The organism is Colwellia sp. SU-HH00943 (assembly GCF_057546125.1).
Window position 1 is genome coordinate 394896 of the sequence record NZ_BAAJLW010000004.1, and the last position, 24976, is coordinate 419871.

Here is a 24976-nt window from a genome sequence, read left to right on the forward strand (position 1 = left end):
AAATTAACTTGTTTTATTTAAGTACTAGACTTGGCTAGTACTTAAAGCTGACACCTAAGAATAGGCGAGGACCGTAGTCACTGACTTGTCCCAAGTTACCTTTGACATAGAAGTCATCAGAACGAGGTTCGCTGAACAAGTTAATTGCTGAAAATTTAACACGAACGTGTTTGTTGATTTTATATGAAGCACGAGCTTCCCAAACTTCAGCTTCATCAACGAAACGCAGTCTGGTGCCGTTAGAAGTGTATGGTTGGAAGTATTCGCTACGATACTTATAGATTAGCGCGGTATCAAAGTCGCCAATTTGGTAGTAAACCTGTCCATTAAATACATGCTCAGAAAATCCAGGTACTGAGGCAGGAGGAACAATACCTGCTGTAAGCTGTGTGGTTACACCATCTAAATCAGTAGTAAAGGTATTACCGTAATTACTATCTTCAAACTCATAGGTAGTATCTGCATAGTTATAACCAAACTTCACACCAATGCCAGAATCCCAACGATACGAAAATGACGCTTCTATACCATAAAGGTCACTATTCTCATCTGTAGTTACTGAATTAGTAATAGGTAATTCAACCTCCACACCGTCAACGATAAACGTCTCTAAAAATGTTTGCTGTTGGAAACCGCCATTAAATTGCTTGTAGTAAACACCTAAGGCTACAATAGAATCTTCTGTCGGGTACCATTCTGCAGCAAGATCATAGTTCCATGACATTAGTGGTTGCAGATCAGGGTTACCAGAGCCATTAACACCCACTAACAAGTCTTCAACTGATTGAGGGTCATCAGAGTCATCGGTTACGAATGTGCGGCTATAACCCATATCAGATGGATCGGCACGTGACATACCTCGATAAATACCAGCTCTTAGAAGAATATCTTCATTATAATCAACTACTAAGTTAAAGCTTGGTAGTACTTCAGTGTAATCACCGCCACCTTCAATCCCTTCAATATTACCGTTTGGTACTAGAGAGACCACACCTGTGTTCGGATCAGTGACAACATCAAAACCTTCTCTAAAGCCAAGAGATGTAACGTCAGTATTTACAACACGTACACCAAAGTTACCACGAATAAATTTACCAAACATTTCAGTGTCGTAATTAATCATTGCGTAAGCAGAGGTTGTTTTTTCTGTTACGTCAATAGTACCCGAATTCTCATATATAACTTCTGGGTATCCGAATTCGCCTCCTACAGAACCTACTAATGCTTGAGCAAAACATTCGTTATTGTATGTTGCCCAAGAAGCGCCTGTACCGCTTTCTATAACATTACCTGAACTGTCAACATTGGTGATAATATTACCGTCAGAAACATTGTCTAAAAAATCAGTTTCAGGGAAGGCTATTTGACAGCCTTGAAGTACGTCGATGGCTGATATCGCTGATTCATCTAATTCATACGTATCTCTTGAGCCATTACCGTTAGTTCCACCATATTGAACATACGTCAGCTCAGAAACTCGAACACCAGCTTCAACGCTACTAAAAACTTCACTGTCTAGATTATAATGAACATCAACTCTTGCACCCACAACCTCGTTGTCACGTACATTTTCTCTGTCTAGGCGGCTACGAAGATCGCTAGTAAAGTTTGATATATCAGTCACATCAAAATCTGTTAGTGTGAAATGAGGAATATGTTCACCTAAACTCCAAGCAAATGAGTTACCAGTCGTACTAGTTCTTGCTCGGTTTGTTATTTGTAGCTCTTCACGGCTTGTTTTAGAGTAGCCAAGGTCAACATTGATCTTTAGATCATCAGAGAAATTGTGTTCGATGTTTAATCCGTATCCACGATAATTTTCTTCACGTGAATACTGCTCACCCGAAGATTCGATACGGTCTTGACCTTCCCAATGTAGAATACCACCAACATTGTTTGTGATCAGGTTTTCGCCCGTTACGCCCGGTGTAACACGCTTTTGTAAAAAAAGTAAATCATGACGTGCTTCAGCTTGAGTACGATCTGATATTTGAGCGTCTAAATTGATATCCCATTTATCTGAAGGGCTGTATTGTAGAGCAACGAATAAAGCATCTCTTTCATCAGAGGTTTCATTTTGACGAAAGCTTCGGCTTGAGCCAGTAAATGCGTAATCTTTACCATGATCTACTGCAAGATTTGTGTCTGGATCAATATCATTATTATAACCTTGGTTACTAAAGCTACCATCCACGCTATCTTCACAGTCGCCCGCTGAACTACGGAAAAAACCAGTATTAGTATCAGTAGGATCATTCAAACATGCCCATAAAGATGAGCCAGTTGGGCTTGAGCTTCGATACTCAGCTTCTGGCTGACTAATATCTTGACGTTGAACACCCACACTCAAACCAATTGCTTGACCGTTTTCAAATTCAAATTGGTCAACATAACTTAGTGTCCCACGGTAGCCAAAATCACCTTGAAGTGAATTGTCAACGTTTGCTTGCTCAGGGTTGTAGTTACCTTTTATTTCTGCTTGAAAACGTTGCTTACCAAAATCTAAAGGTTTAAGTGTCTCTAGGCTAATAACACCCGCAACACCACCTTCAATCATAGAAGCATCTTGTGTTTTATAAATAGCTACTTTCTTCATTAATTCTGATGGGAACTGAGAAAAGTTAACTGAACGGTCACCACTACCATTGGTCGCTTCACGACCATTAATATGAGTTGCATTTAAGAACGGGCCTAAACCACGAATACTTATTTCAGTAGCACCACCATTTTCACGGTGAGATGATGCACCCGTTAATGTTTCTAGCGCTTCACCAATTGAAAGTGCAGGTAAATCACCAATATCTGAAGCAGATAAACCGTCAACAACCGTAGTAGATTCACGCTTTATTGCAATTTGGTCTTGTATTGTTCTACGTGTACCAACTACTTGAACAACTTCAATATCATCGGCTTTTTCCAGGCTTTCACTTTGGGCTTCTTGTGCTGTTGCCGAAAATGCAAAAGAGCTAGTTACCGAAGTAATAGCGGCAAATTTCACCCATTTTGCTATAGGTGAAAGCCTAAACTTTCCTATTTTATGGATGGGCTTTGTTTTTTTACTCAATTTCATGGACATACCGTGTTTCTCCGCTTTATTTCATTTCTTTGTATTATTCTAAGCATGTTACTGCCATTTATTTTTTATTCTTGTGTTAGAGGGATAGCAATTTCACATATAAAATCCAACCAAATTACAGCCAATTTATTCACATCGGAATTTTTATATAATGAGTATAATATAACCACCGCAACATCGAGCTGTCAACCAAAACAAAAAAGAAGTATTACCAATAAGTAAATATTGGTTACAACTTCGGTATAGCAAAAAGCGACATATTGGCAAACCATCTTTACATATAGCCAACAAAAATATAATTAACAACACCTTACAGAGACTCAAATTATTAATATTGAATAAATCTTATATTCATGATCAATAATGATGTAATGGAATTTCATCCCAGAGCTAAAACGCAGTTTACAAACTACACCATGATTCTTATTGTTTGTGTTTTCTATTATAGTTGCTTTCGGTTAGTTGCTTTCGGTAACTCTTCAACAAGTTCACCATTCACTTTAATTAAGTAGAGAAATCTTCGCTTCTTAGGTATTAGGTTAATGCGCTGAATATTAATAATGGTATAGGCGAATGATTACACGTAGACAAAATAATCATTGGGTAGAAGGTAGTGACTATTTTTGTTTAACAAAACAGTCACTATGAATAAAAACTTGCTGTAATTAATATTGTTATTATATGAAACGACTCAAGCAAGTTACTTGTCAGTAATTTTGATTTAATTTAATTAATAGCCAGTATGACTATTTTCTATTTTATAGAAGGTCGCTTGAACATAATCTTTTGCATTACCAGTATTATTCTGGTTATAAACACCTGCTTTAAAATACATGTATTGGCCACCAAGATCATAACCACTATCAGTCATATCAATAACTTCAATTATGTCGTCATGGTTTTCTCTTGATAAAGTAAAGGTTAATTGATTTCCAGTGACTGAAATTTCATAACCAAAACGTTCATTCAACTCAATACCATTCTCAGGATTACTGGCACTTTGAGATCGCGTACCTATCAATTCAAAATAGATATCATCCCCACCTAAAATTTCATGAGCCAAATAAATAGAACCTTTCTCATTTTCAGGTAGCTTACGATAATAAACACGTATTGGCTCATCATCATTTGCATGTATTTGACCAATAATAACCCGCCCTACTTGTGAGCGGTCTCCTGTTGTCGTGACATGATTTACAGCCAATTCAGCTTGTAAAACCCCATCAACTCCACCGGCCGCATTTTGCTCTGACAATGGTGCACTTGAAAAAACCCAATTATTGCCATTGATACCTTGAGTACTAAAACTAGTATTTCCTCTTCTTAACATCTCTCTTAATTCTGTACGTGTATAACTGGTATTTGTTGACGTTTTTGTCCCTTCAATTGGCGACCTAAATACCAACCCACCATCAACATCTAAGAAGAAAAATTCATGATTAAAGTATCCATCTTCAAGCTCATCCTCTTTGATACTTACTGCTTTTGACGCTAAGCGTTCATCAACAGGAATACTTAAATACCAATCAATCAACTCAATTGATGAGGCTACATCTGAAAGGCAACCAAACGCTTCCACTTCCACAATATGGTTACTTCCATCTACTGTATTGCCTAAGGCAATAATTTTGATGTACTTAGCTGTATGCTCTGAAAGGTTAATAAACTCACTACGTGTTGATAGTGAATCACTCATTTGAGTACTTGTCACTGACACCCAAGTTTCTTTATCTTTAGACACTTCAACATCATAACTATAACTACGGCTATCTTCATTTAGCCATGTTATAGCAAGCCCTTTAACTAAAGATGGTTCGCTAAGCTCTAACTCTAGAGACTGGTCAACATTTAATGTTGACCACCGAGAATCGGCGATAAAATTTTTATCAATAACATTGCTTGCATCAAAACCTGTTAATGAATCGCTAGCTTGTGCGTCTGTAAAGCTCAATTGTGAGAGCCCTGTACATAAAATATCTTCTATTACTGTTTCTTCCTCTTCTATGACAGTATCTTCTTCCTCTTTTATTGGAAGTTGTACTTCTGGACTCGATGATGAGCCACAACCAAATAACAGTAAAAAAACGCAAATATAAATACAAAAGAATTTTAAAGACACTCTACACCTCAAACTAATGGTAACCAATCAATATTACCAATTTAAAGGAAATTGTAAACCAAAAGGGAAGTTTATATATAAAGATAAATATAAAGAAATAAAGGAAACATTAGTAAGCTCTAAAGCCATTTTAAGCTAAAGAGTAATGATAACAATCAGATGCGATAGTTAGTAATGAAATATAGGGTTAACATAAATTGGACTAATAATTACAAAACCATTTGTCCAAAAAGAATAGAGTAGATTAATTAATCTGATCTGGGTTTAAGAAATAATCAACCAATTAATAGCGATGTAAAAATGAATATATTAACGCTCTAGCTTGACAGTTTTACTTAATTCAAGGCAAATTTCGAATTAATAGCTAGCCTATTGCAAGTAAATTTAACGCTGAAGTAAGGAAATAAACTGCTAGAGAAATATTTATTAAGCAAAGCTCAGGCTAATTACTACTAACAGGGTTAGGAATAGAATAAAGCCCTCGCTTTTCACTATTCTTACGTTGTATTTCTTCTAACGCTCTAGACTCAACTGCATCAAACAATGCATTAATTAAACGGTTAAAATGGCTATGCATCGCACTTCGTGCCTGTGTTGCATCACCGGACTTTAAAGCCTGATAAATTGCTTTATGCTCTGCTAAAGTTTTAGAGTTATCTTTACTACAAACACTAGCGTAGTCATTAATTATTTCAGGTGTTGAAGAGCGAAGTTTCCATAGGTTAGTTGCCGATAAAATCATGGCATTATTACGAGTAGATTCAGCAATAATCTTATGGAACTCTTTGTCTGCAGCTTCTACATAGTGACCATCTTCCATATCAACTAAGGTTTGATGTAGACGTTCTAATTCCTCTTCTGTAATGGTTGTTGCTGCTATTGCTGCAACCTCACCTTCAATTAAAGCTCTTGCTTGTGTAACCTCAAAAGCATTTACTTTTTCTTCAGAGCTCAGTTGGTTAACCGATTTAAGCACATAGACACCTGAGCCAGTTTTAACTTCAACTTTCCTTCGAACTTCTAAAGCTATAATGGCTTCTCGAACAGTAGGTCTACTAATATCGAACGTTTCAGCTAATTCTCTTTCAGGAGGTAAACGGCTACCAGGAGGGTAAGCCCCAGAATTAATGGACGCTTCAATTTTCTCTACAATGCTCCAAAACAACCTTCGGTTGCCCATACTAGATCCTTACCAATATATTCAATATATTAAAATGAAAAAACTACAAAAAAAATTACAACGCGTAATCATATACACTTATTTTGCTTAAGGCAAAAATAATAAACAACGTCATTGTTTATTATTTTTTTTATTTTATCAAGTAAAATAACAACAATAACTTATTACCAATTAGTGTCTTTGAATTTTTATTGGTAATATAATTTGGTTGACAAACGATTAGTATGTTGGTTAAATCAAATTCAATAGGATAAAGATAACTTGTCACTCCTGTTTCAAACACGCAGTAAAATATTACAAGTACTCAGGAACAATAAAATGAAACTCAAAAAATACAGACTAATAGGGCAATTACAGTATCTGATAACTCAGACTCAGGTCGTAAGTTCTTCTTAGACGTAAAGCTTCATTTTAATTTAAGTAGTTAGTAGGGTTCTTTATTACAGGAGTAGATTGAACCCTACACCTTATCACCTTATTTAAAGAGTAAAATATGCATCTAATCCAAAAGCTCCCACTGAAATTCCCCCTAGCTTTATCATTGGTATTTTCAATGATATCTATAACTGTATCAGCTAAGGAGTGGCTAGTTGCTAACCAACAAGAATATAAAGCTATACAAGAAAGATTACAGCCTGGCGATAAGCTAGTTTTAAGTAATGGTACTTGGACCGACTTTGAAATTCTATTTAAAGCAAAAGGTACACAAGATAAACCAATTCACTTAACCGCAGAAACGAAAGGTAAAGTTATATTATCTGGTCAATCTAACTTACGATTAGCTGGTGAGCATTTAATCGTATCAGGATTAGTCTTTAAAAATGGTTACACACCAACCAATGAAGTTATTGCCTTTCGACGCAATAAAGAAGATTTAGCATACCACTCACGTGTTACTGAAGTAGTTATCGAAGATTACAGTAATCCAGATAGATTCGAGTCAGATTCTTGGGTTGGCATATACGGTAAACATAACCGCTTTGATCACAACTCTTTAGTAGGTAAAAGAAACAAAGGCGTAACACTTGCGGTTCGATTAAATACAAAAGAGAGCCAAGAAAACCATCACCGCATTGACCATAATTACTTTGGTCCTCGCCCTGCTCTCGGCTCTAATGGTGGTGAAACATTACGCATTGGCACTAGTCATTACTCATTAACAAATTCTTTCACTGTCGTAGAAAACAATTACTTTGACCGCTGTGACGGGGAAGTAGAAATCATTTCAATCAAATCAGGTCAAAATAAAATTTTAAACAACACCTTCTTTGAATCTAAAGGTACATTAACCATGCGTCATGGTAATGGTAACTTGATAGAAGGTAATGTTTTTAAAGGGAATGGTGTTGATCATACTGGTGGTATCCGTATTATCAACCGTGATCAAATCATTAAAAATAATTATTTAGAAGGCTTAACAGGCTATCGCTTTGGCAGTGGCTTCACTGTTATGAATGGTGTGCCTAATTCACCTATTAATCGTTATCATCAAGTGGTCAATGCGCAAGTAGAGCATAATAGCTTCATCAATGTTGATCATATTCAGTTAGCCGCAGGTAGCGACCAAGAACGTTCAGCAACCCCTAAAAACTCAACCTTTAGTAAAAACTTATTTGTGAACGAAAATAAGCAATCACCTTTCACTGCGTTTGATGACATTAGCGGTATCAGCTTTAAGAGCAATATATCTAATCCAGTAAAAAATAATATCATTAAAAAAGGTATTGAATCTCAGTCCGTAACCTTGGTACGTGCAGACAACGGCTTAATGTACCCTAAGTCACAAAAAATCGGCGCAGCTAAATCACTTTCCCCTACAAACAAAGCAAAAACAGGCCCTAGCTGGTATGTTAAACCTCAATTTGTAACTCCATTTGATTCAGGTAAAACCATCAAGGTTAATCCGGGTGAAAATACACTTTTTGATGCAGTAAAAGCTGCAAGCGATGGTGATATCCTAGTGTTAAAAGCTGGTCAATATAACGTAAGTAAAATTATCACTTTTAATAAAACCATAACGATTAAAGCAGCAAAAGCTAAAACCGCGCAAGTTAGCTTTGAACGCTCAACATTGTTTGAAATTAACAATGGTGGTAGTTTAAAAGTTGATGGTCTTATTATCTCAGGTGAAAATAGCCCCGATTCTTCAGGAAATACGCTAATCAGAACGGCAAAATGGGGCATGTTGACAAACTATCGTTTAGCCGTCAGCAATAGTATTATAAAAGACTTAAACAAGAATCACTCTTTCCACTTCTTTGATTCAGGTAGTAGAGCATTTGCAGATAGCATTGATATTTACCATAACCAATTTATCAATGTTACCGGTGATTTATTCAAGCTCAACAAAGAGCTTGATGATTTAGGGATTTACAATGCTGAATACCTCAATATAGAAAACAATACTTTTGAGAAGATTGATGGTGCTTTAGTTAATTTATATCGTGGTGGCAGAGATGAAAGTACCTTTGGCCCACACCTGTTATTCAGCAACAACAAAGTGTCTAATAGCTCACTGGGTAAACGCAATAAAACGGGCGCAAGTATTATGTTACATGGCACCCAAGCAACTCAGATTAAAGATAATATTTTTACAAATACAGCAAAAATAGATGTTGAACATACTGTTGGCGAACCTATCACATCAGTTACAGGTAACGAGTTTACTAATACGCCTGAGCCTATGGTTGTTGAGCTGTATGCGCCAATGCCGCACACAGCTATAATCAAAAACAATCAAGTTAAATAACTTTTTAAATCATTAAGAGTAAATTACGATAAATATGAATAATTCAACAGAACAGCTAGCAACCTTATGTAGTCAAAGCTTTTCCAAGTTTTGCTATCGATTAACAGTAAGTGCATTCATGTTAGCTAGCATTATCTTTATCAGTGCTAAAGCCAATGCGAGTAAGCACCCTAATTTAGTTATTAATCAAAGTGACGTGGTCAATATGAGGGCCGCTATTACCACGCCTGGTAAATTCCAAACAGCTTATTTAGCTCAACAACAAGCCGTTGACGCTGCCATAGCTTTGCCTATGGAAGTGCCTGTACCTAAAGATGGTGGCGGTGGCTATACTCATGAACGCCACAAGAAAAATTATCAGCTAATGTTCAATGCTGGCACTATCTATCAGCTTAGTCAGGATAAGAAATATGCTAACTATGTTCGAGATATGCTATTAGCTTATGCCGAGTTATACCCTACAATTGGCTTACACCCACAACGTAAAGTTAACTCGCAAAATCCAGGGAAATTTTTCTGGCAAAGCCTAAATGAAGCCGTTTGGTTAGTATATACAATCCAAGCTTATGACTTAGTTCATGATTCCCTATCCGCTGATGAAAGAGAAACAATTGAGCAACAACTATTAAAACCCGTAGCTATTTTTCTTTCTGTAGGGCAACCATCAACGTTCGACAAAGTACATAACCACGGTACTTGGGCTGCGGCTGGCGTTGGCATGACAGGCTACGTACTTAATGAATCAAATTGGGTTGAACAAGCACTCTATGGCTTAGATAAGTCAGGTAAAGGTGGCTTTATCAAGCAAATCGAGCAATTGTTCTCTCCGCAAGGTTATTATAACGAAGGTCCATATTATCAACGTTACGCTTTATTTCCTTTTGTTACTTTTGCCAAAGCAATCGAAAACAACCAACCTGAACGTAAAATATTTCAGCAACGTGACGGCTTATTGTTAAAAGCTATCGATACTACTATTCAGCTTAGTTACAACGGCTTATTCTTCCCTATCAACGATGCAATAAAGAGCAAAGGTATAGACACCATTGAATTAGTTCACGGTGTCACTATCGCCTATGGGTTAACTGGAGATACTGGTTATTTAGATATTGCTAAACAACAAAATCAAATTATCTTATCTGGCGATGGCCTTAAAGTAGCGAAAGCATTAGACAAACAATTAGCAACCCCCTATCAGTTCAACTCAGTCGCGTATGGTGATGGCCATGATGGAAAGCAAGGCGCATTAGTTATTAAACGTAGCAACCAACTCGGCGACTCTACTGTGTTATTCAAACCAGCTGCGCAAGGGTTAGGTCATGGTCACTTCGACAAATTAACTTGGCAGTTTTATGACAATGGTGAAGAAATTGTTTCAGATTATGGCGCAGCACGTTTCTTAAACGTAGAAGCCAAATACGGTGGTCGTTATTTACCTGAAAACGAAACGTACGCAAAACATACTGTGGCGCATAATACGGTTGTGGTTAACGAAGTTAGTCACTTTAACAAAAAGGTTAAAGTAGGTAATGCAAATCACCCAACACTTAACTTCTTTGCAACGAACGAGTTTGGCTCTGTATCTAGTGGTGAAATTTCAACAGCCTACGATGGAGTAGAGTTAGAACGTACCTTGGCGCTAATTGAATTACCAGAGCTTTCTAAAGCGGTTGCAATAGATATTTTCAATGTTAAAGCAGAGCAAGCTAGTCAGTTTGACTTACCTTTGCATTATCATGGGCAGTTGATTGAAACGAACTTCGACATTAAAGCTGTGACCAATGGTTTATCAGCGTTAGGTGATGAAAACGGTTATCAGCACCTTTGGAACAAAGGGCAAGCGACACCGCAAGCCGGCTTAGCACAAGTTACCTGGTTACGAGAGTCTAGTGACGCTACGGGCAAGTTTTATACTCAAACTACTGCAACTCAAGGCGATGAAACCTTCTTTTTCACTCAGCTAGGTGCTAACGATCCTAACTTTAACTTACGCAATGAAAGTGGTTTTATTCGCCGAGTGACGAACACAAAACAACATCAGTTTGTTTCTGTACTAGAGCCGCATGGTGAGTACAACCCAAGTAAAGAGTACACATTACAAGCGACCAGTCAGGTGTCTGCATTGTCCTTAACCCAACAGGAAGAACTATCATTAGTTGAGCTAACAATTGCAGATAGAAACTATTTAGTAGTAATTAATAAAGCTGGTTCAACAACCGAATTTACATTTAATAATAAAACATATTCAATAGACGGTCATTTAGCTGTCTACGGTCAATAGGAGTTAACAACATGAAATTGCAACACGAAAGCGCTATTTTTACCGACGGTAATGAAGAGCCAATTGAAGACATCGGTGAAGGTTTGAAACGCCAGATGTTAGGCTATAACGATGAGTTAATGGCCGTAAAGATCTGGTTTGCCGAAGGGATTACTGCCTATGAGCATGCTCATAGACACTCGCAAGTAACATACGTAGTTGAAGGTGAATTTCACTTTACTATTGATGGTGAAACGAAAGTGATGAAAGCTGGAGACAGCTGTTACATTCCTCCTCACGCTATGCATGGCGCAAGTTCTCCAACTGGCGGTATCTTAATTGATACATTCAGCCCAGCTCGTTTAGACTTTTTAGGGGAAGAATAAGATGCAAGTTAAAGGATTGCGTTGGTGGGTTATTGCGTTAATCGCATTAGCTACCGTAATAAACTATATTGACCGTTCAGCGCTTAGCGTACTTTGGCCTGACATTGTAGAAGACTTATTCCCAGATGAATCAGCGCTAGAGCGTAAGCAAATTTATGCCAACATCTCTATAGTATTTATCTTATCTTATGCGTTTGGTCAGGCAATATTCGGTAAAATTTTTGACTGGGTTGGCACACGTTTAGGTTTCGTATTATCTATAGGTGTTTGGTCAATAGCCACAGCTTTACACGCACTTGCACAAGGTGCGATGAGTTTTGCAATTTTCAGAGCTATTTTAGGTGTATCAGAAGCCGGTAACTGGCCTGGTGCAACTAAAAGTAATGCCGAATGGTTCCCAACTAAAGAACGTGCTTTAGCACAAGGTATCTTTAACTCGGGTGCAGCCATTGGTGGTATTATTGCTATTCCATTAATTGCTTATTTAACGGTATTTTTTAGCTGGCAAATGGTTTTTGTTGTTATAGGTTTAGTTGGCTTATTATGGCTTATCCCTTGGTGTATTCTTGTTAAGGCACCACCAGGTGCTCACCCATGGATCACTGAAGAAGAACGTGAATATATTTTAACAGGTCAACGTACAAGCGACACAGTTGAAGAAGCAGATGAAGATGAATACAACCCAACAACAGGTGAGTTATTATCACGCAAGCAAAGCTGGGGCGTAATTATTGCTTCTGCAGCAATTGACCCTATTTGGTGGTTATTTGTATTCTGGATTCCTATTTATCTTAATGAAGTTTACGCAATGGATGTTAAGTCTATTGGTATCTACGGTTGGGTACCTTACGTTGGCGCAATGATTGGTGCATGGTTTGGTGGCTTATTGGCTCAAAACCGCCTGAAAGCAGGTTGGAATACCGATAAAACGCGTAAACTAACGATTACCTTAGGTTGTTTAATTATGCTTCCAGCATTACTTGCTATGGCAAATCCTGGCGGCCCAACAACAGCAGTAATTATTATGGCTGTTATTCTGTTTGGTTTCCAAACAGCTATTGGTAATGTACAAACTCTACCAAGTGATTTATACGGTAAAAAAGCAGTTGGTACCCTAGCTGGTTTTGCAGGTATGGCGGCCAAATTAGGTGCACTAGGCCTAACAGCATTAGTACCTTGGTTAACAGCTGACGGTAACTATACACCCGCATTTGTCATTGGTGCTTCATTAGCAATTATTGCTATGGCTGCAGTTTGGATTCTTATTCCAAAAGTAGAGCCATTGAAGAAAGTACAATAGCTCGACACTTATCGAGTAATTTTTAATTAAAGTTAATAAGGCTTTGTAAATGAAAAACATTTTTTTATTCGGCGAATGTATGGTTGAATTGATGGCATCGAAAAAAGACGATGCAAGCAATACATTAAAGCAATCATTTGCCGGAGATGTTTTCAACACGGCTGTTTATTTAAAGCGCACTTTCACTGATGTGAAAGTGCACTTAGTAACAGCGGTAGGACAAGATAATTTTAGCCAAGATATGGTTCAATATTTCGAAAATGAACATATTGGAACCGATTTTGTTTTTAAATCAGAAACAAAAATACCCGGCTTATATTCTATCCAACTTGATGATGAGGGCGAGCGTAGTTTTACTTATTGGCGAAATGATTCTGCTGCACGTCAAGTGATGCAGCACATTGATGACAATGCTACTAACGCACTTTCTCAAGGTGATATGTTTTTCTTCTCAGGTATTTCATTAGCTGTGATAGAGCCTAGTGCCAGAGCGAGTTTTTGGGTCATGCTCGAAAAGCTTAAAGCAGCAGGCGTAACTATAGTATTTGATCCTAACTATCGCGCCCGTATGTGGGACAACCAGGCACAAGCTAAAGAGCAATTTGAACAAGCTTTCACGATTGCTGATGTATTGTTACCCGGCGTTGATGATTTTGAGCAACTATACGGACTAACAACTTCTGAACAGGTTTATGACTTTTGTAAACCCTATCAATTTAGCGAGTTAGTGATCAAAAATGGTGAAGCAGGCATCTACTGCTATGCTGAAGATCAAAGCTACCATTTTCCAATAACACCTGTAGAGAACGTCGTAGATACCACTTCTGCTGGCGATTCATTTAACGGCATCTACCTTGGCGCTCGTGTAAAAGGACATGATATTACCTCTGCAGTGTCATTAGCTTCAAAGGCTGCCGGCTTTGTTATTCAACATTACGGTGCTATTGTTGATCGTGATACATTTGCTCACTTTATCGAAACACTGAGCTAAACCAACGGAATTAGACCCATAGAGTTAAGTATCTAAGTACAGCCTCAAGCTAGCATCGACACTAACTCTATTTACCTTAGTACAAGGACACATTATGAATTCATTTTCCAACTTAATGGGAACACAAACTCTGCTACCTATCATTCAGGCAAACACTGTAGAACAAGGTGTAGAGATTGCGAAAGCAATGGCTGATGCAGGTATTCACCTCGTTGAAGTAGTGCTTCGAACTGAAGCTTCTATTGATATTATCAAAGCAATCAAAACAGAACTGCCATCGCTAAAAGTAGGCGCAGGAACAGTAATTGATGAAGATATTTTAAATCAAGCCATCGCGGCTGGTAGTGATTTCATCATCACACCAACGATTTCTAATAGCTTATTAACTAAACTTGCTGACTGCGCTGTACCTGTTTTACCGGGTGTTTCAAATGCGGCAGATATTTTAATGGCACGTGAATTTGGCTATAGCCAATTAAAGCTATTCCCAGCTTCATTATCTGGTGGTGCCCCCTTCTTATCTGCAATGTCTTCTATTTTTAGAGATATCAGTTTCTGCCCTACTGGCGGTGTAAACCAAGCTAATCAACAAGACTTCCTATCATTAAACAATGTGTTTGCGGTTGGTGGTACTTGGGTAGCTAAACCTGAATGGGTAGCCGAAGGTCAATGGCACAAAATCACTGAAGCCTGTAAAGAAGCATTAGGTAGTAAGTAACATGAAATCTTTATCTGACTTAATTGAAAGCGGCTTTGTCTGTGGCGATGATTTAAGTGAGCTTTTTAACTATGCAAAAGAAAATCAATTCGCCTTACCAGCTATCAATGTTGTGGGAACAAACTCTGTAAATGCTGCCCTAGAAGCTGCGAAAGAAGTTAACTCTCCGGTAATTATCCAATTATCCTATTCAGGAGCCGCTTTTTTCATCGGCAAAGGTGTGAATTTATCCGCGATGGATGCTGCGATTCAAGGTGGTATTGCCGCCGCGAAGTATATTAAAAGTGTTGCAAAATTTTATGATATTCCAGTCGTGATTCACACTGATCATGCGGCCAAAAAACTTCTTCCTTGGATTGATGGATTGCTCCTTGAAGGTGAAAAATATTTCGAAGAGACCGGTGAGCCATTATTTAGCTCTCACATGATTGATTTATCAGAAGAGACATTAGAAGAAAATATCGAGATATCTGCGCGTTACCTTAAACGCATGTCAGCAATGAACATGACGTTAGAAATAGAGCTTGGTTGCACAGGTGGCGAAGAAGATGGCGTTGATAATACCAACATTGATAATGCTAAACTTTACACACAGCCTGAAGATGTTGCTTACGCTTATGAAAAGCTAAACCCGATTAGTAGTAATTTTATTATTGCGGCTTCATTTGGTAATGTGCATGGGGTTTATAAGTCAGGTCATGTTACTTTAACACCGATGATTTTGAAAAAATCTCAAGCCTATGTAGCTGATAAATTCTCTTTACCTCACCACCCATTAAACTTTGTTTTTCATGGTGGATCAGGGTCTGATATTGGAGATATTAAAGAGGCTATTTCTTATGGCACTATCAAAATGAACATTGATACTGATACACAATGGGCATGTTGGGAAGGTGTTCACCAGTACTATCAGAAAAAATCTAAATACTTACAAAGCCAAATTGGTAACCCTAAGGGAGATGAATTACCGAATAAAAAATTCTATGATCCTAGAGTTTGGCTACGTAAAGCTGAGGAAAGCATGAGCGAAAGACTGCAAAAATGTTTCTTAGATTTAAACTGTATTGATAGGTATATCGCTAAAAAACAATAATTGATGCCTAGTCCTTAATAGCAGAAATAACTTATTAATTATTTCTGCTATTAACCTGAACTCAATAAAACAAAAGTTTATATATTGAGTTCAGGTACGCCTTAAAAAGCTATCAAGTTAAATTCCGACCACTAAAAAGAATATCAAACCTAATCCTGTATACTTAATTTTGTTTGTTAGACTTTCTCATTCACTATTTTTGTTCATCGATATCATCTACAATTGGGCGGCTTTTCCACCAAGAAGCTAAGCTAGAGCCCGTGACATTCATTAACGGTCCAAACACTGAAGGTGCTAAGCCAAGTGTTGCGACACGCCCCATTTCTAAAGCTATTCCTGACGCAAGCCCGGTATTTTGCATTCCAACTTCAAAGGCAATACTTCGGCGCGACTTTTCATCCATACCAAACAAACGACACACGTTATAACCCAAAAGATAACCTAATAGATTATGAATAAGTGAAGCCACTAATAACAACAACCCAATCTCTAGTAATTTCTCATGTCCTGCTGCCGTAATCACGGTAATAATCAAGCCAATAGCAAACATTGAAACATAAGGCATAGCTTTATCTAACCAATCAACCTTGCCATGAAGAAAGTGATTAAAAATTAATCCTGCAATTATGGGTAAAATAACAATTTTAGTAATACTCAACATCATTGCCCAAGAATCGATAGGGATAAATTCGCCTGCAAAGACTTCCATTAAAAAAGGTGTGGTAAAAGGCGCCAATAAAGTTGCTATAGCTGTTAGCGTAACGGACAGCGCTAGATTCGATTTCGCAATATAGGCCATAACATTTGATGCTAGCCCGCTCGGAGAGCAACCAACTAAAATAATACCTGCGGCAATTTCAGGTGCAAAGTCGAATGAGTAAGCGATACTAAAACCAACAATAGGCATAATAGTAAGTTGTAATGCTAAACCTATACCAACAGCTTTGGGCATACGAACTACGCCTGCAAAGTCATTTAAACTCATTGCTGTGCCCATTCCAAACATAATAATTTGCAGCAATGGCACAATTAAGTTTTTCAAATTAAACTCACCAATCTGAGTAAAATATTGTGGAAAAGAAAGTGCTGATACCACAGCACAAATTATCCAGAAAGTGTAAGCAAACCTGCGTAACTGTTGAATTAAACTAAACCCTGTTGCAACAAAAAGACTACTAAACAGAGCAAGAATAGGATTATTACTTGTACCTAAAACTAATAGCGCAATAAAACAGGCCGCTGAAAAAGCAAGACAAGCTTTTCCTAGAACCAAACTGTTTAAGCGAAATGACTGGAAATTTGACATAGTTATTCTCTTATCTTAGGTATTATTATTTTTGGCATCGCCAGATTCCCAAGTGCTGGTTTATCAGTGTGCTCAAATCAAACAATTAAATGTTAAACAAGAATAATACCACATACCGCTGTCCTTTCACCTTCATTTACTATTGAGATATCTGACTGAGATCGCAAAGAAAATATTGAACATTGCTGTGGGCAATTAGCACTAATGTATGCTCAAATACAAGAAACTATTTAGTCAATAATCTTGATGGCGACCTGCAATCATAAAGAAACTTCTAATGCCCGTGATGCGGATATTGAATTTAAATTTCGCGCTGGAGATATTTACACAGAAACTATTAAAGGCTTTGCTACAGAGGAAAGTTGGTGCCAAGTAGAAATGTTTACTTAGTATTAAGCCATAATTTAAATCGAGATGACATCAGTGACAGATTTAAATCTACCGAAACAGGTTTTACTGCTAAGGTAGATTATACGTTTAGGTTTTAGTTAGATTTTGTTTTAAAAATAGCAAAGCTTAATGGCGCAATACTGCCCTGCTGATTTTCTTCTGACTGAAAAATCAAACTTGCTTTACTAAGTTTCGGCAGCATAGTTAAGCTTTTAGCCTTTGTTGCCGTATTAAATACCACAATTAATTGATGCTGATTTTCCTCGCCCTTATACGCTCTTTGGATAGCAAAGATGCCTGGTTTAGCTTGCGAATAGAGCGTACTTTGCTGACCAAAGCGTAGCGCGGGATATTGCTGATATAAATCCGCAAATTGCGCAAAACTTTGGTAAAACAAATGGCTAGTATCAAAATTGTTATCGGCCGTGGTTTTATCGGTAGCTAATAAGTCATCATCATTATAACTGGCAACCATAGACGGCATCATATCTTGACGTGAAGCTTGATCGCCGCCATCTCCCACAAAGCCTTGTTCATCACCATAGTATATGACCGGTACACCTCGGCTGAAGTAGAGTAAAGCATGAGCTAACAAGTTCCGCTCAATTTGTTCTTGCTCACTATAATCATGGTCACTTTCTTTTAAAAAGTACGCAAAACGCCCCATATCATGATTACCGATAAAATTAACTAACTGATTAGCATCAGTATTTTCAATATCGCTATGCGCTGTAGTATAGAGATGATCTTGTGCGAATAAATTGGCTAATTCATCAGTTCCTTGTTGATCAACCAAAGCGCTCCTAATAGCACCTTGCAGGGCAAAATCCAATACTGATGGTAGTTTGGCTTCTGTAGTGAAATAACTTAATGCCTTAGAGTCAAAGCTATACACTTCACCAAACATAAAGAAATTATTTATGCCTATTTTCCTAGCGTGTGCCATCAATGCTGGGGAAAACTCTTGCCAAAACTCAGTGTTAACATGCTTAACTGTATCAATTCGAAAGCCATCAGGTCTAAACTCATCAATAATAGCTTTGTATATATCAATCATGCCATTAACAACATGATCGCTGTTGGTATCCAAATCATCTAAACCACTAAAATCACCACGAAGTGAGCTTTCACCTTGCCAAAAAGAATCACCTTGGTTGTGATAAGCGCTTATATCATTTAACCAACTTGGGGTTTTTAACTGTTCATTTCCTTTAGGAATAATAGGCGTGTATCGGTCACCTTTAGCCATTTGTGCTAATGATTTAAAAGGGCAAGCGTCTCCTTCAACAATCCAATCTAAACCGTCTTCGCCATGACACTCTTTGTATTTAATCACATCGGCAGTATGGTTCGTGATAATGTCAAAAAAAACTTTAATATTGCGTTTATGCGCCTCATCGATAAAGTGTTTTAAATCAGCATTAGAGCCTAAGTGAGGGTCAATTTCGGTAAAGTCTAAAATCCAATAACCGTGGTATCCCGAGCTGCCTGTTTGCACAGCTTGATTACGTAAAACAGGTGTTAACCAGATGGCAGTTATCCCCATATTATCTAAATAGGGTAGTTTTTCAGTCAAACCTACTAGGTCACCACCGTGATACATACCTTTATGGCTTTTGTCGAAACCGCCTCGTGATAAAGCACGTTTTTTATCATCAGGTGCAGCCCCTAAATCATTCGATTCATCACCATTATAAAAGCGATCAGGTAAGACAAAATAGAACACTTCTTCTTGAAAGTCTCGTTGTTGATAAGGAGCGAGTTTGCTCGCTTTCGCAACAAGCTTTTGCTCAGTACTTTTAGAAGCAGTATTGTCTGAGCTATGTTCAGAACTATATGGCTCAGAACTGTATGGCCCAAAGCTATATGCCGTGTGATGACTAACCAAAAAACTTAGCGCCAATAAAGCAGAAGGTAAAAACTGTTTTTTCATTATTATTCCTTGATTTATTACGCTAGCTTTTATGATAAAACCGCATAAAAACAACCAAAAGCGGGTAAAGAAATTTCGCCATCAACAATGTCTGTTGTCTGTAATTGATGATCGTTCAACACGGTTATATTTGACGTCAATAGCTCATGTGCAAAGTGCTGTGCTTGGTTAGTAAAATTAAAACACACTAATAGCTTTTCAGTCTTCTCTTGTCTAATGAACGCCAATATATCTTGTGGCGCGTCAACAAAACTAATCTCGCCGTATAATAAAGCACTGTGAGACTTACGCCATTGTGAAAAATGACGGTAAGCATTTAATACGGAATTAGCGTCATCCTCTTGTACATTTACAGCTTTTTCTTGCTGCGCTTGTGACACAGGTAACCACGGCTTAGCTTGGCTAAAGCCCGCATTAATTTGATCATGCTGCCAAGGGTGTGGGGTACGACAACCATCTCTGCCCTTAAACTGAGGCCAGAAGGTTATACCGTATGGATCTTGCAAATCTTCATAAGCAATATCAGCTTCTGGCAGGCCCAATTCTTCACCTTGGTAACTACAAATGCTGCCTCGCAGTGATGAAATCATTGCGTATAACATTTTCGCTAAATCTGGGTTATCTTCGGCATTTTGACTACTACCCCAACGACTAACGACACGCTGCACATCATGGTTCGATATTGACCAACAAGGCCAACCATCAGCAACATTCGCCTCAAGTGATTGAACAACCTGTTTAATATAACTGGCAGAAAATTCATCGGTGAGTAAATCAAAGCTGTAGCCCATATGTAGCCTTGCATCACCTTGGGTATATTCAGCCATGGTTTTTAGTGAATCTTCAGATGAGATCTCACCTAAGGCAACCGTTCCTGGGTATTGATTTAAAAGTGCACGAATAGACTCAATAAAGGCTAAGTTTTCATCCTGAGTATTATTAAAATAGTGATATTGATAGGCATAAGGGTTTTTCTCATCAAAACCGATACTTTGCCTTAGCTCTTTTGGTTTAGCTGGGTTATCTCTTAATTGTGCATCATGGAAACAAAAGTTAATTGCATCTAACCTAAATCCGTCAACACCACGCTTTAGCCAAAACTCCACATTATCAAGCACCGCTTGTTGTACTTGTGGATTATGAAAATTTAAATCCGGTTGACTTGATAGGAAATTATGTAAGTAATATTGCTGGCGGCGTGGCTCCCATGTCCAACCTGTACCGCCAAAAATAGATAGCCAGTTGTTCGGCGCAGTACCATCTTCTTTGGCATCAGCCCAAACATACCAATCCGCTTTATCATTTTCTTTATCTTCACGACTATCAATAAACCATTGATGTTGATCCGAAGTATGACTTAGCACTTGGTCGATCATAATTTTTATATTCAGGGCATGCGCTTTTTCAATAAGCTCATCAAAGTCCTCAAGGGTGCCAAAAATAGGGTCAATATCGCGATAGTCACTGATATCATAACCAAAATCTTTCATCGGTGATTTAAAGAAAGGAGAAATCCAGATAGCATCTACCCCTAAACTTGCTATGTAATCAAGTTTACTAATAATTCCAGGTAAGTCACCTATTCCATCTTGGTTAGCATCATAAAAACTTCGCGGGTATATTTGATATATTACCGCTCCACGCCACCACATTTGTTCACTCATCCTCAAACCCCGATTATTACTTAGCTTTGCTATCATTACTTAGATAGGTTTATATCCATTCATCTAAAGCAAGAATACGTAATAAACGAAACAGGTAATAGTCTTTGCATACGTATGTATAGGGTTTTTGGTAATGCATACGTATGTATTAATAAAAAACATCAAGTAAACATCACACTAGCATGTTAATACTTGCATACGTATTCAATAAGCGGCTTGGTTATCAGAAGGGTATTATCATTAACTATGTTATCAAGTCATATAATGTATGCATTTATTAAGGATTCACTTTGCGCTTTTCTAGACCTTTATCTTTTGTGAAAACTGTTCTCATTTTAGCGGTATTTTTTCTACAAACATTAAGCTTTGCTCAGGAAAAAAACCAGTATATTAGTCATAGAATAAATAATAATACCTTAACAATAACAACCACTTTAGGTACTGTAGAATTAACAGCCTACGGTGAACAGGCTGTTGAAGTTAGCTATACAGTTACCGCGCAAAATAAACAAAGCCTCCTTGATAAGAATGCTGCAAAATTACCTTCTTTTGCTATTAAAGAATCCGCAAGCAAACAAGCATTTACTTTGGAGGAGCATAAAGAAAGCCTTCATTATATTAGCCCTAAATTAAGGGTAATAATTACTAAAGCGCCTTTTAACATTGCTTTTTACCAATACAATAAAGAAAGCAAACAGTTACTTTTGTCTGAAGAAGCAGGCTTTTTCACTGGCAGCAAAATAGAAGAGAGCAAGCATTATCAAACTCAAGGCTTTCGTTTTAATTTAACATCAAAAGAAAAACTACTCGGTGGTGGAGAACGCGTACTCGGTATGGATAGACGAGGCCATAGCATGCCGCTATATAACCGCGCACATTATGGCTATGAAACACAGTCAAATCAGATGAACTTTAGTTTACCTGCCATCATGTCGAGCAAAAAATACCTGCTTTTATTTGATAACTCCGCCAAAGGTTGGATGGATTTAGGTAAATCTGACCCCGATGTCATGCAATTTGAAGCTGTTTCTGGCCGTATGGCATATATATTTTTCGCTGGTGATAGCTACCCAGAGTTGCTAAAAAACTATGTTGATGTTACTGGCACACAACCTATGCCGCCACGCTGGGCATTAGGTAACTACGCTTCAAGGTTTGGTTATCGAACCGAGCAAGAAGTACGCGATACAGTGAATAAGTTTATTGAATTAGATTTCCCATTGGATGCATTAATTCTTGATCTTTACTGGTTTGGTAAAGACATTAAAGGCCATATGGGTAATCTAGCGTGGGATCACGATGCCTTCCCAACCCCTATCGAAATGATTAGCGATATTAAAGCGCAAGGTGTAAACACAGTCTTAATTACTGAACCTTTTGTTTTAACCACATCAAAAAAATGGCAAGACGCGAAAGATAGCAACGCCTTAGCAAAAGCTGAAAATGGCGAGCCGAAGAAGTTTGATTTTTATTTTGGCAATACAGGGCTAATTGATGTTTTTAGTCAAGATGGCAAAAAATGGTTTAATAATATTTACAAAAGCCTCTATCAACAAGGTGTCGCCGGTTGGTGGGGTGATTTAGGTGAGCCTGAAGTTCACCCAAGTGATACTTTGCATACCTTAGCCAATGGAAATGTGGTCAATGCTGATGCCATTCATAATACCTATGGTCATGAATGGGCGAAAATGGTTTATCAACAGCAGTTATCACTAGCCCCAGAAAAACGCCCATTCATTTTAATGCGTTCTGGGTTTGCTGGTTCTCAGCGTTACGGCATGATCCCTTGGACAGGAGATGTGAACCGTACTTGGGGCGGCTTAAAACCACAAGTTGAGTTGAGCTTACAAATGGGCTTATTCGGTATGGCCTATACGCATTCAGATTTAGGTGGTTTTGCTGGTGGTGAAGTCTTTAATAAAGAAATGTATATACGCTGGCTGCAATACGGAGTTTTCCAACCTATTTACCGCCCGCATGCACAAGACAATATTGCCCCAGAAGTAGTGTTTCACGATAAAGAAACGCAAGATATTTTACGTAAATTTATCAAACTAAGATATAAACTACTACCGTACAACTACACACTGGCCTATCAAAATAGTACTACAGGCCTTCCACTAATGAGACCCATGTTTTTTGAAAATGAGCAAGACGCTGATCTAATTGATAACGCTACAAGCTATTTTTGGGGAGATGCTTTTCTCGTTACCCCTGTTACTGACGCTAAGGTTGACTCAGTTTCAGTCCCTTTGCCTAAAGGTGTTTGGTTCGATTTCTTTACTGGCGAAAGACATAAAGGCAAGCAAGTTATCTCGCAAACAACTCAGTTAGAAACCTTGCCTGTATTAGTGCGCGCCGGTAGCTTTATTCCCATGATTGACGATATCCAATCTACCCAAGAGTACGACAGCAGTAAGCTAACATTACATTATTATGCCGATAATTCCGTAACCTCTGCACATTATGAAATGTATGAAGATGATGGTGAAATATTTCAAGCTATCAAGCAGGATTCTTTTGAGCTATTATCGTTCACTGCTAGCCAGAAACAGCAACGTTTGACCATAGATTTAGCACATAATAACAATAAATATAAAGGTATGCCGACTAGTAGAGAGATGAAACTAGTCATTAATAATTGGCAAGTAAAACCTAAAAGCGTAACAATTGGCAATCAAAAAAATGTAAAAAGCACTTGGCATAAAGGCGATAAAACCTTAACCATTTCGTTTCATTGGCAGCATGAACCTTTAACGCTCTCTATAGATTAATTAGGTAATCTTTAACAATGAATACAGCAGCAACGAAAACAATAAAATTAATTGCCGATATTGGTGGTACCAATATTCGAATCGCTCAAGCAGACAAAGAAAGTGAGCAAAAATTTACTCACATTGAAACTTATCGATGTGGCGAATTTGACAGTTTAGCCGACGTATTAAGTCTTTATATTGCTAATAACCAGCTTGATGGTTGCACTATCAATGCCTGTTTGGCCATTGCCTGCCCTGTTGATAATGACATTATTTCGATGACCAATTTACCTTGGCAGTTTTCTCAAGCCGAGTTAATTAGCCAGTTAAAATTAAATAGTTTAACTATGCTAAATGACTATACCGCCATTGCGATGGCCATTCCGTTATTAAGTGATGAACAAAAAGTTAAAATTGGTGGCGGTGAAACTGTATCTAATAAGCCTATTTCAGTGTGTGGCCCTGGCACAGGTTTAGGCGTTGCCAACTTAGTGCCTGTTACTATTGCAGGAAAAAGCCAATGGCACTGTGTTAGCGGTGAAGGAGGTCATGTTGATTTTGCTCCTGTAGGTGAGCAAGAAATAGCTGTATTGCGCTATCTAAATACTATTAAAGCACGTGTTTCCTATGAACAACTACTTTCAGGTTACGGCCTTGAGCAAATTTATCAAGCATTAGCTAATCAAGCCAACAGTGAAAAAACGCATTTATCAGCGCAAGAAGTTAGCAAACAAGGCATTGAAAATAGCTGCCCACTTTGTCATCAAGCATTACAAATATTTTGCCAAGCACTAGGTAGTTTTGCCGGTAATTTAGCACTAATTATGAATAGCCAAGGTGGTGTCTATATTGCTGGAGGCATAGTGCCACGTTTTATTGATTTTCTTAAAGACAGTAAATTTAGAGCACGTTTTGAAAGCAAAGGTCGCTTATCTAATATCACTGAACAAGCGCCTACCTATGTGATTACTGAAGAGCAACCAGGATTGCTTGGCGCGGCGGCCTATTTACTGCAACAGTAAAAATATCTAGAGTGTTGTTCTAGTCATGAAATT

At 37.9% G+C, this 24976-nt stretch carries 16 protein-coding genes; 10 read left to right on the forward strand and 6 right to left on the reverse strand.

Features of this window, described 5'->3' with window-relative positions; all coding sequences use genetic code 11:
• Positions 1–34: 34 nt before the first annotated feature.
• From AC27GZ_RS13275 to AC27GZ_RS13285, 3 genes are all read right to left on the reverse strand, one after another.
• Positions 35–3070, reverse strand: a complete 3036-nt coding sequence (locus AC27GZ_RS13275) for a TonB-dependent receptor (protein ID WP_487095700.1) — start codon at positions 3068–3070, stop codon at positions 35–37.
• A gap of 736 nt (positions 3071–3806) precedes the next feature.
• Entirely contained in the window at positions 3807–5195 is a 1389-nt protein-coding gene (locus tag AC27GZ_RS13280) for a polysaccharide lyase family 7 protein (RefSeq protein ID WP_487095701.1), read from the reverse strand.
• Positions 5196–5637: 442 nt separating this feature from the next.
• Positions 5638–6375 (reverse strand): FadR/GntR family transcriptional regulator, encoded by a 738-nt coding sequence (locus AC27GZ_RS13285; protein ID WP_487095702.1) that lies wholly within the window; start codon positions 6373–6375, stop codon positions 5638–5640.
• Between the two features lie 553 nt (positions 6376–6928).
• Between AC27GZ_RS13285 and AC27GZ_RS13290 the strand changes: the two genes are divergently transcribed.
• The 7 genes from AC27GZ_RS13290 to fbaA all read left to right on the forward strand — a co-directional run bounded on the left by AC27GZ_RS13290 (position 6929) and on the right by fbaA (position 15872).
• Complete coding sequence (locus AC27GZ_RS13290) at positions 6929–9124, forward strand: chondroitinase-B domain-containing protein (RefSeq protein WP_487095703.1); 2196 nt, start codon at positions 6929–6931, stop codon at positions 9122–9124.
• Between the two features lie 118 nt (positions 9125–9242).
• Positions 9243–11405, forward strand: coding sequence for a heparinase II/III domain-containing protein (locus tag AC27GZ_RS13295; RefSeq protein ID WP_487095856.1), 2163 nt, complete (start codon positions 9243–9245; stop codon positions 11403–11405).
• A 17-nt stretch (positions 11406–11422) separates the two neighbouring features.
• Positions 11423–11770: a cupin domain-containing protein gene (locus AC27GZ_RS13300; protein WP_487095857.1), complete on the forward strand. Its 348-nt coding sequence runs from the start codon at positions 11423–11425 to the stop codon at positions 11768–11770.
• A 1-nt stretch (position 11771) separates the two neighbouring features.
• The gene (locus AC27GZ_RS13305) at positions 11772–13070 is read left to right on the forward strand and encodes an MFS transporter (protein ID WP_487095705.1); all 1299 of its coding nucleotides are present in this window, start codon (positions 11772–11774) and stop codon (positions 13068–13070) included.
• A 49-nt stretch (positions 13071–13119) separates the two neighbouring features.
• Positions 13120–14061: a sugar kinase gene (locus AC27GZ_RS13310; RefSeq protein ID WP_487095706.1), complete on the forward strand. Its 942-nt coding sequence runs from the start codon at positions 13120–13122 to the stop codon at positions 14059–14061.
• A gap of 94 nt (positions 14062–14155) precedes the next feature.
• Positions 14156–14779, forward strand: a complete 624-nt coding sequence (gene eda / locus AC27GZ_RS13315) for a bifunctional 4-hydroxy-2-oxoglutarate aldolase/2-dehydro-3-deoxy-phosphogluconate aldolase (protein WP_487095707.1) — start codon at positions 14156–14158, stop codon at positions 14777–14779.
• 1 nt (position 14780) lies between these two features.
• Positions 14781–15872, forward strand: a complete 1092-nt coding sequence (fbaA, locus tag AC27GZ_RS13320) for a class II fructose-bisphosphate aldolase (protein WP_487095708.1) — start codon at positions 14781–14783, stop codon at positions 15870–15872.
• Between the two features lie 193 nt (positions 15873–16065).
• Here fbaA and AC27GZ_RS13325 read toward each other — a convergent pair whose 3' ends face one another.
• Positions 16066–17178 (reverse strand): bile acid:sodium symporter family protein, encoded by a 1113-nt coding sequence (locus AC27GZ_RS13325; protein ID WP_487095709.1) that lies wholly within the window; start codon positions 17176–17178, stop codon positions 16066–16068.
• Positions 17179–17424: 246 nt separating this feature from the next.
• Here AC27GZ_RS13325 and AC27GZ_RS13330 point away from each other — a divergent pair, with 246 nt between their 5' ends.
• Complete coding sequence (locus AC27GZ_RS13330; RefSeq protein ID WP_487095711.1) at positions 17425–17568, forward strand: hypothetical protein; 144 nt, start codon at positions 17425–17427, stop codon at positions 17566–17568.
• Positions 17569–17662: 94 nt separating this feature from the next.
• Here the strand turns inward: AC27GZ_RS13330 and AC27GZ_RS13335 are convergent, their stop codons facing one another.
• Positions 17663–19501 carry an alpha-amylase family glycosyl hydrolase gene (locus AC27GZ_RS13335; protein ID WP_487095712.1) on the reverse strand — a complete coding sequence of 613 codons (1839 nt, stop codon included), beginning with the start codon at positions 19499–19501 and terminating at the stop codon, positions 17663–17665.
• Between the two features lie 29 nt (positions 19502–19530).
• Positions 19531–21165, reverse strand: a complete 1635-nt coding sequence (locus tag AC27GZ_RS13340; RefSeq protein ID WP_487095713.1) for an alpha-amylase family glycosyl hydrolase — start codon at positions 21163–21165, stop codon at positions 19531–19533.
• 290 nt (positions 21166–21455) lie between these two features.
• On the opposite strand from AC27GZ_RS13340, the gene AC27GZ_RS13345 reads away from it, so the two are divergent.
• Together AC27GZ_RS13345 and AC27GZ_RS13350 are read left to right on the forward strand one after the other, a co-directional pair.
• The gene (locus tag AC27GZ_RS13345; RefSeq protein WP_487095714.1) at positions 21456–23939 is read left to right on the forward strand and encodes a glycoside hydrolase family 31 protein; all 2484 of its coding nucleotides are present in this window, start codon (positions 21456–21458) and stop codon (positions 23937–23939) included.
• 17 nt (positions 23940–23956) lie between these two features.
• Positions 23957–24943, forward strand: coding sequence for a glucokinase (locus AC27GZ_RS13350; RefSeq protein ID WP_487095715.1), 987 nt, complete (start codon positions 23957–23959; stop codon positions 24941–24943).
• Positions 24944–24976: the final 33 nt, after the last annotated feature.

Bases quoted from the DNA above. Each gene is read 5' to 3' on its own strand.
- AC27GZ_RS13350 (WP_487095715.1), top strand. From the start codon at position 23,957: ATGAATACAGCAGCAACGAAAACAATAAAATTAATTGCCGATATTGGT.
- fbaA (WP_487095708.1), top strand. From the start codon at position 14,781: ATGAAATCTTTATCTGACTTAATTGAAAGCGGCTTTGTCTGTGGCGAT.
- AC27GZ_RS13330 (WP_487095711.1), top strand. From the start codon at position 17,425: ATGGCGACCTGCAATCATAAAGAAACTTCTAATGCCCGTGATGCGGAT.
- AC27GZ_RS13305 (WP_487095705.1), top strand. From the start codon at position 11,772: ATGCAAGTTAAAGGATTGCGTTGGTGGGTTATTGCGTTAATCGCATTA.
- eda (WP_487095707.1), top strand. From the start codon at position 14,156: ATGAATTCATTTTCCAACTTAATGGGAACACAAACTCTGCTACCTATC.
- AC27GZ_RS13290 (WP_487095703.1), top strand. From the start codon at position 6,929: ATGATATCTATAACTGTATCAGCTAAGGAGTGGCTAGTTGCTAACCAA.
- AC27GZ_RS13295 (WP_487095856.1), top strand. From the start codon at position 9,243: ATGTTAGCTAGCATTATCTTTATCAGTGCTAAAGCCAATGCGAGTAAG.
- AC27GZ_RS13275 (WP_487095700.1), bottom strand. From the start codon at position 3,070: ATGAAATTGAGTAAAAAAACAAAGCCCATCCATAAAATAGGAAAGTTT.
- AC27GZ_RS13285 (WP_487095702.1), bottom strand. From the start codon at position 6,375: ATGGGCAACCGAAGGTTGTTTTGGAGCATTGTAGAGAAAATTGAAGCG.
- AC27GZ_RS13335 (WP_487095712.1), bottom strand. From the start codon at position 19,501: ATGAAAAAACAGTTTTTACCTTCTGCTTTATTGGCGCTAAGTTTTTTG.
- AC27GZ_RS13310 (WP_487095706.1), top strand. From the start codon at position 13,120: ATGAAAAACATTTTTTTATTCGGCGAATGTATGGTTGAATTGATGGCA.
- AC27GZ_RS13325 (WP_487095709.1), bottom strand. From the start codon at position 17,178: ATGTCAAATTTCCAGTCATTTCGCTTAAACAGTTTGGTTCTAGGAAAA.
- AC27GZ_RS13340 (WP_487095713.1), bottom strand. From the start codon at position 21,165: ATGAGTGAACAAATGTGGTGGCGTGGAGCGGTAATATATCAAATATAC.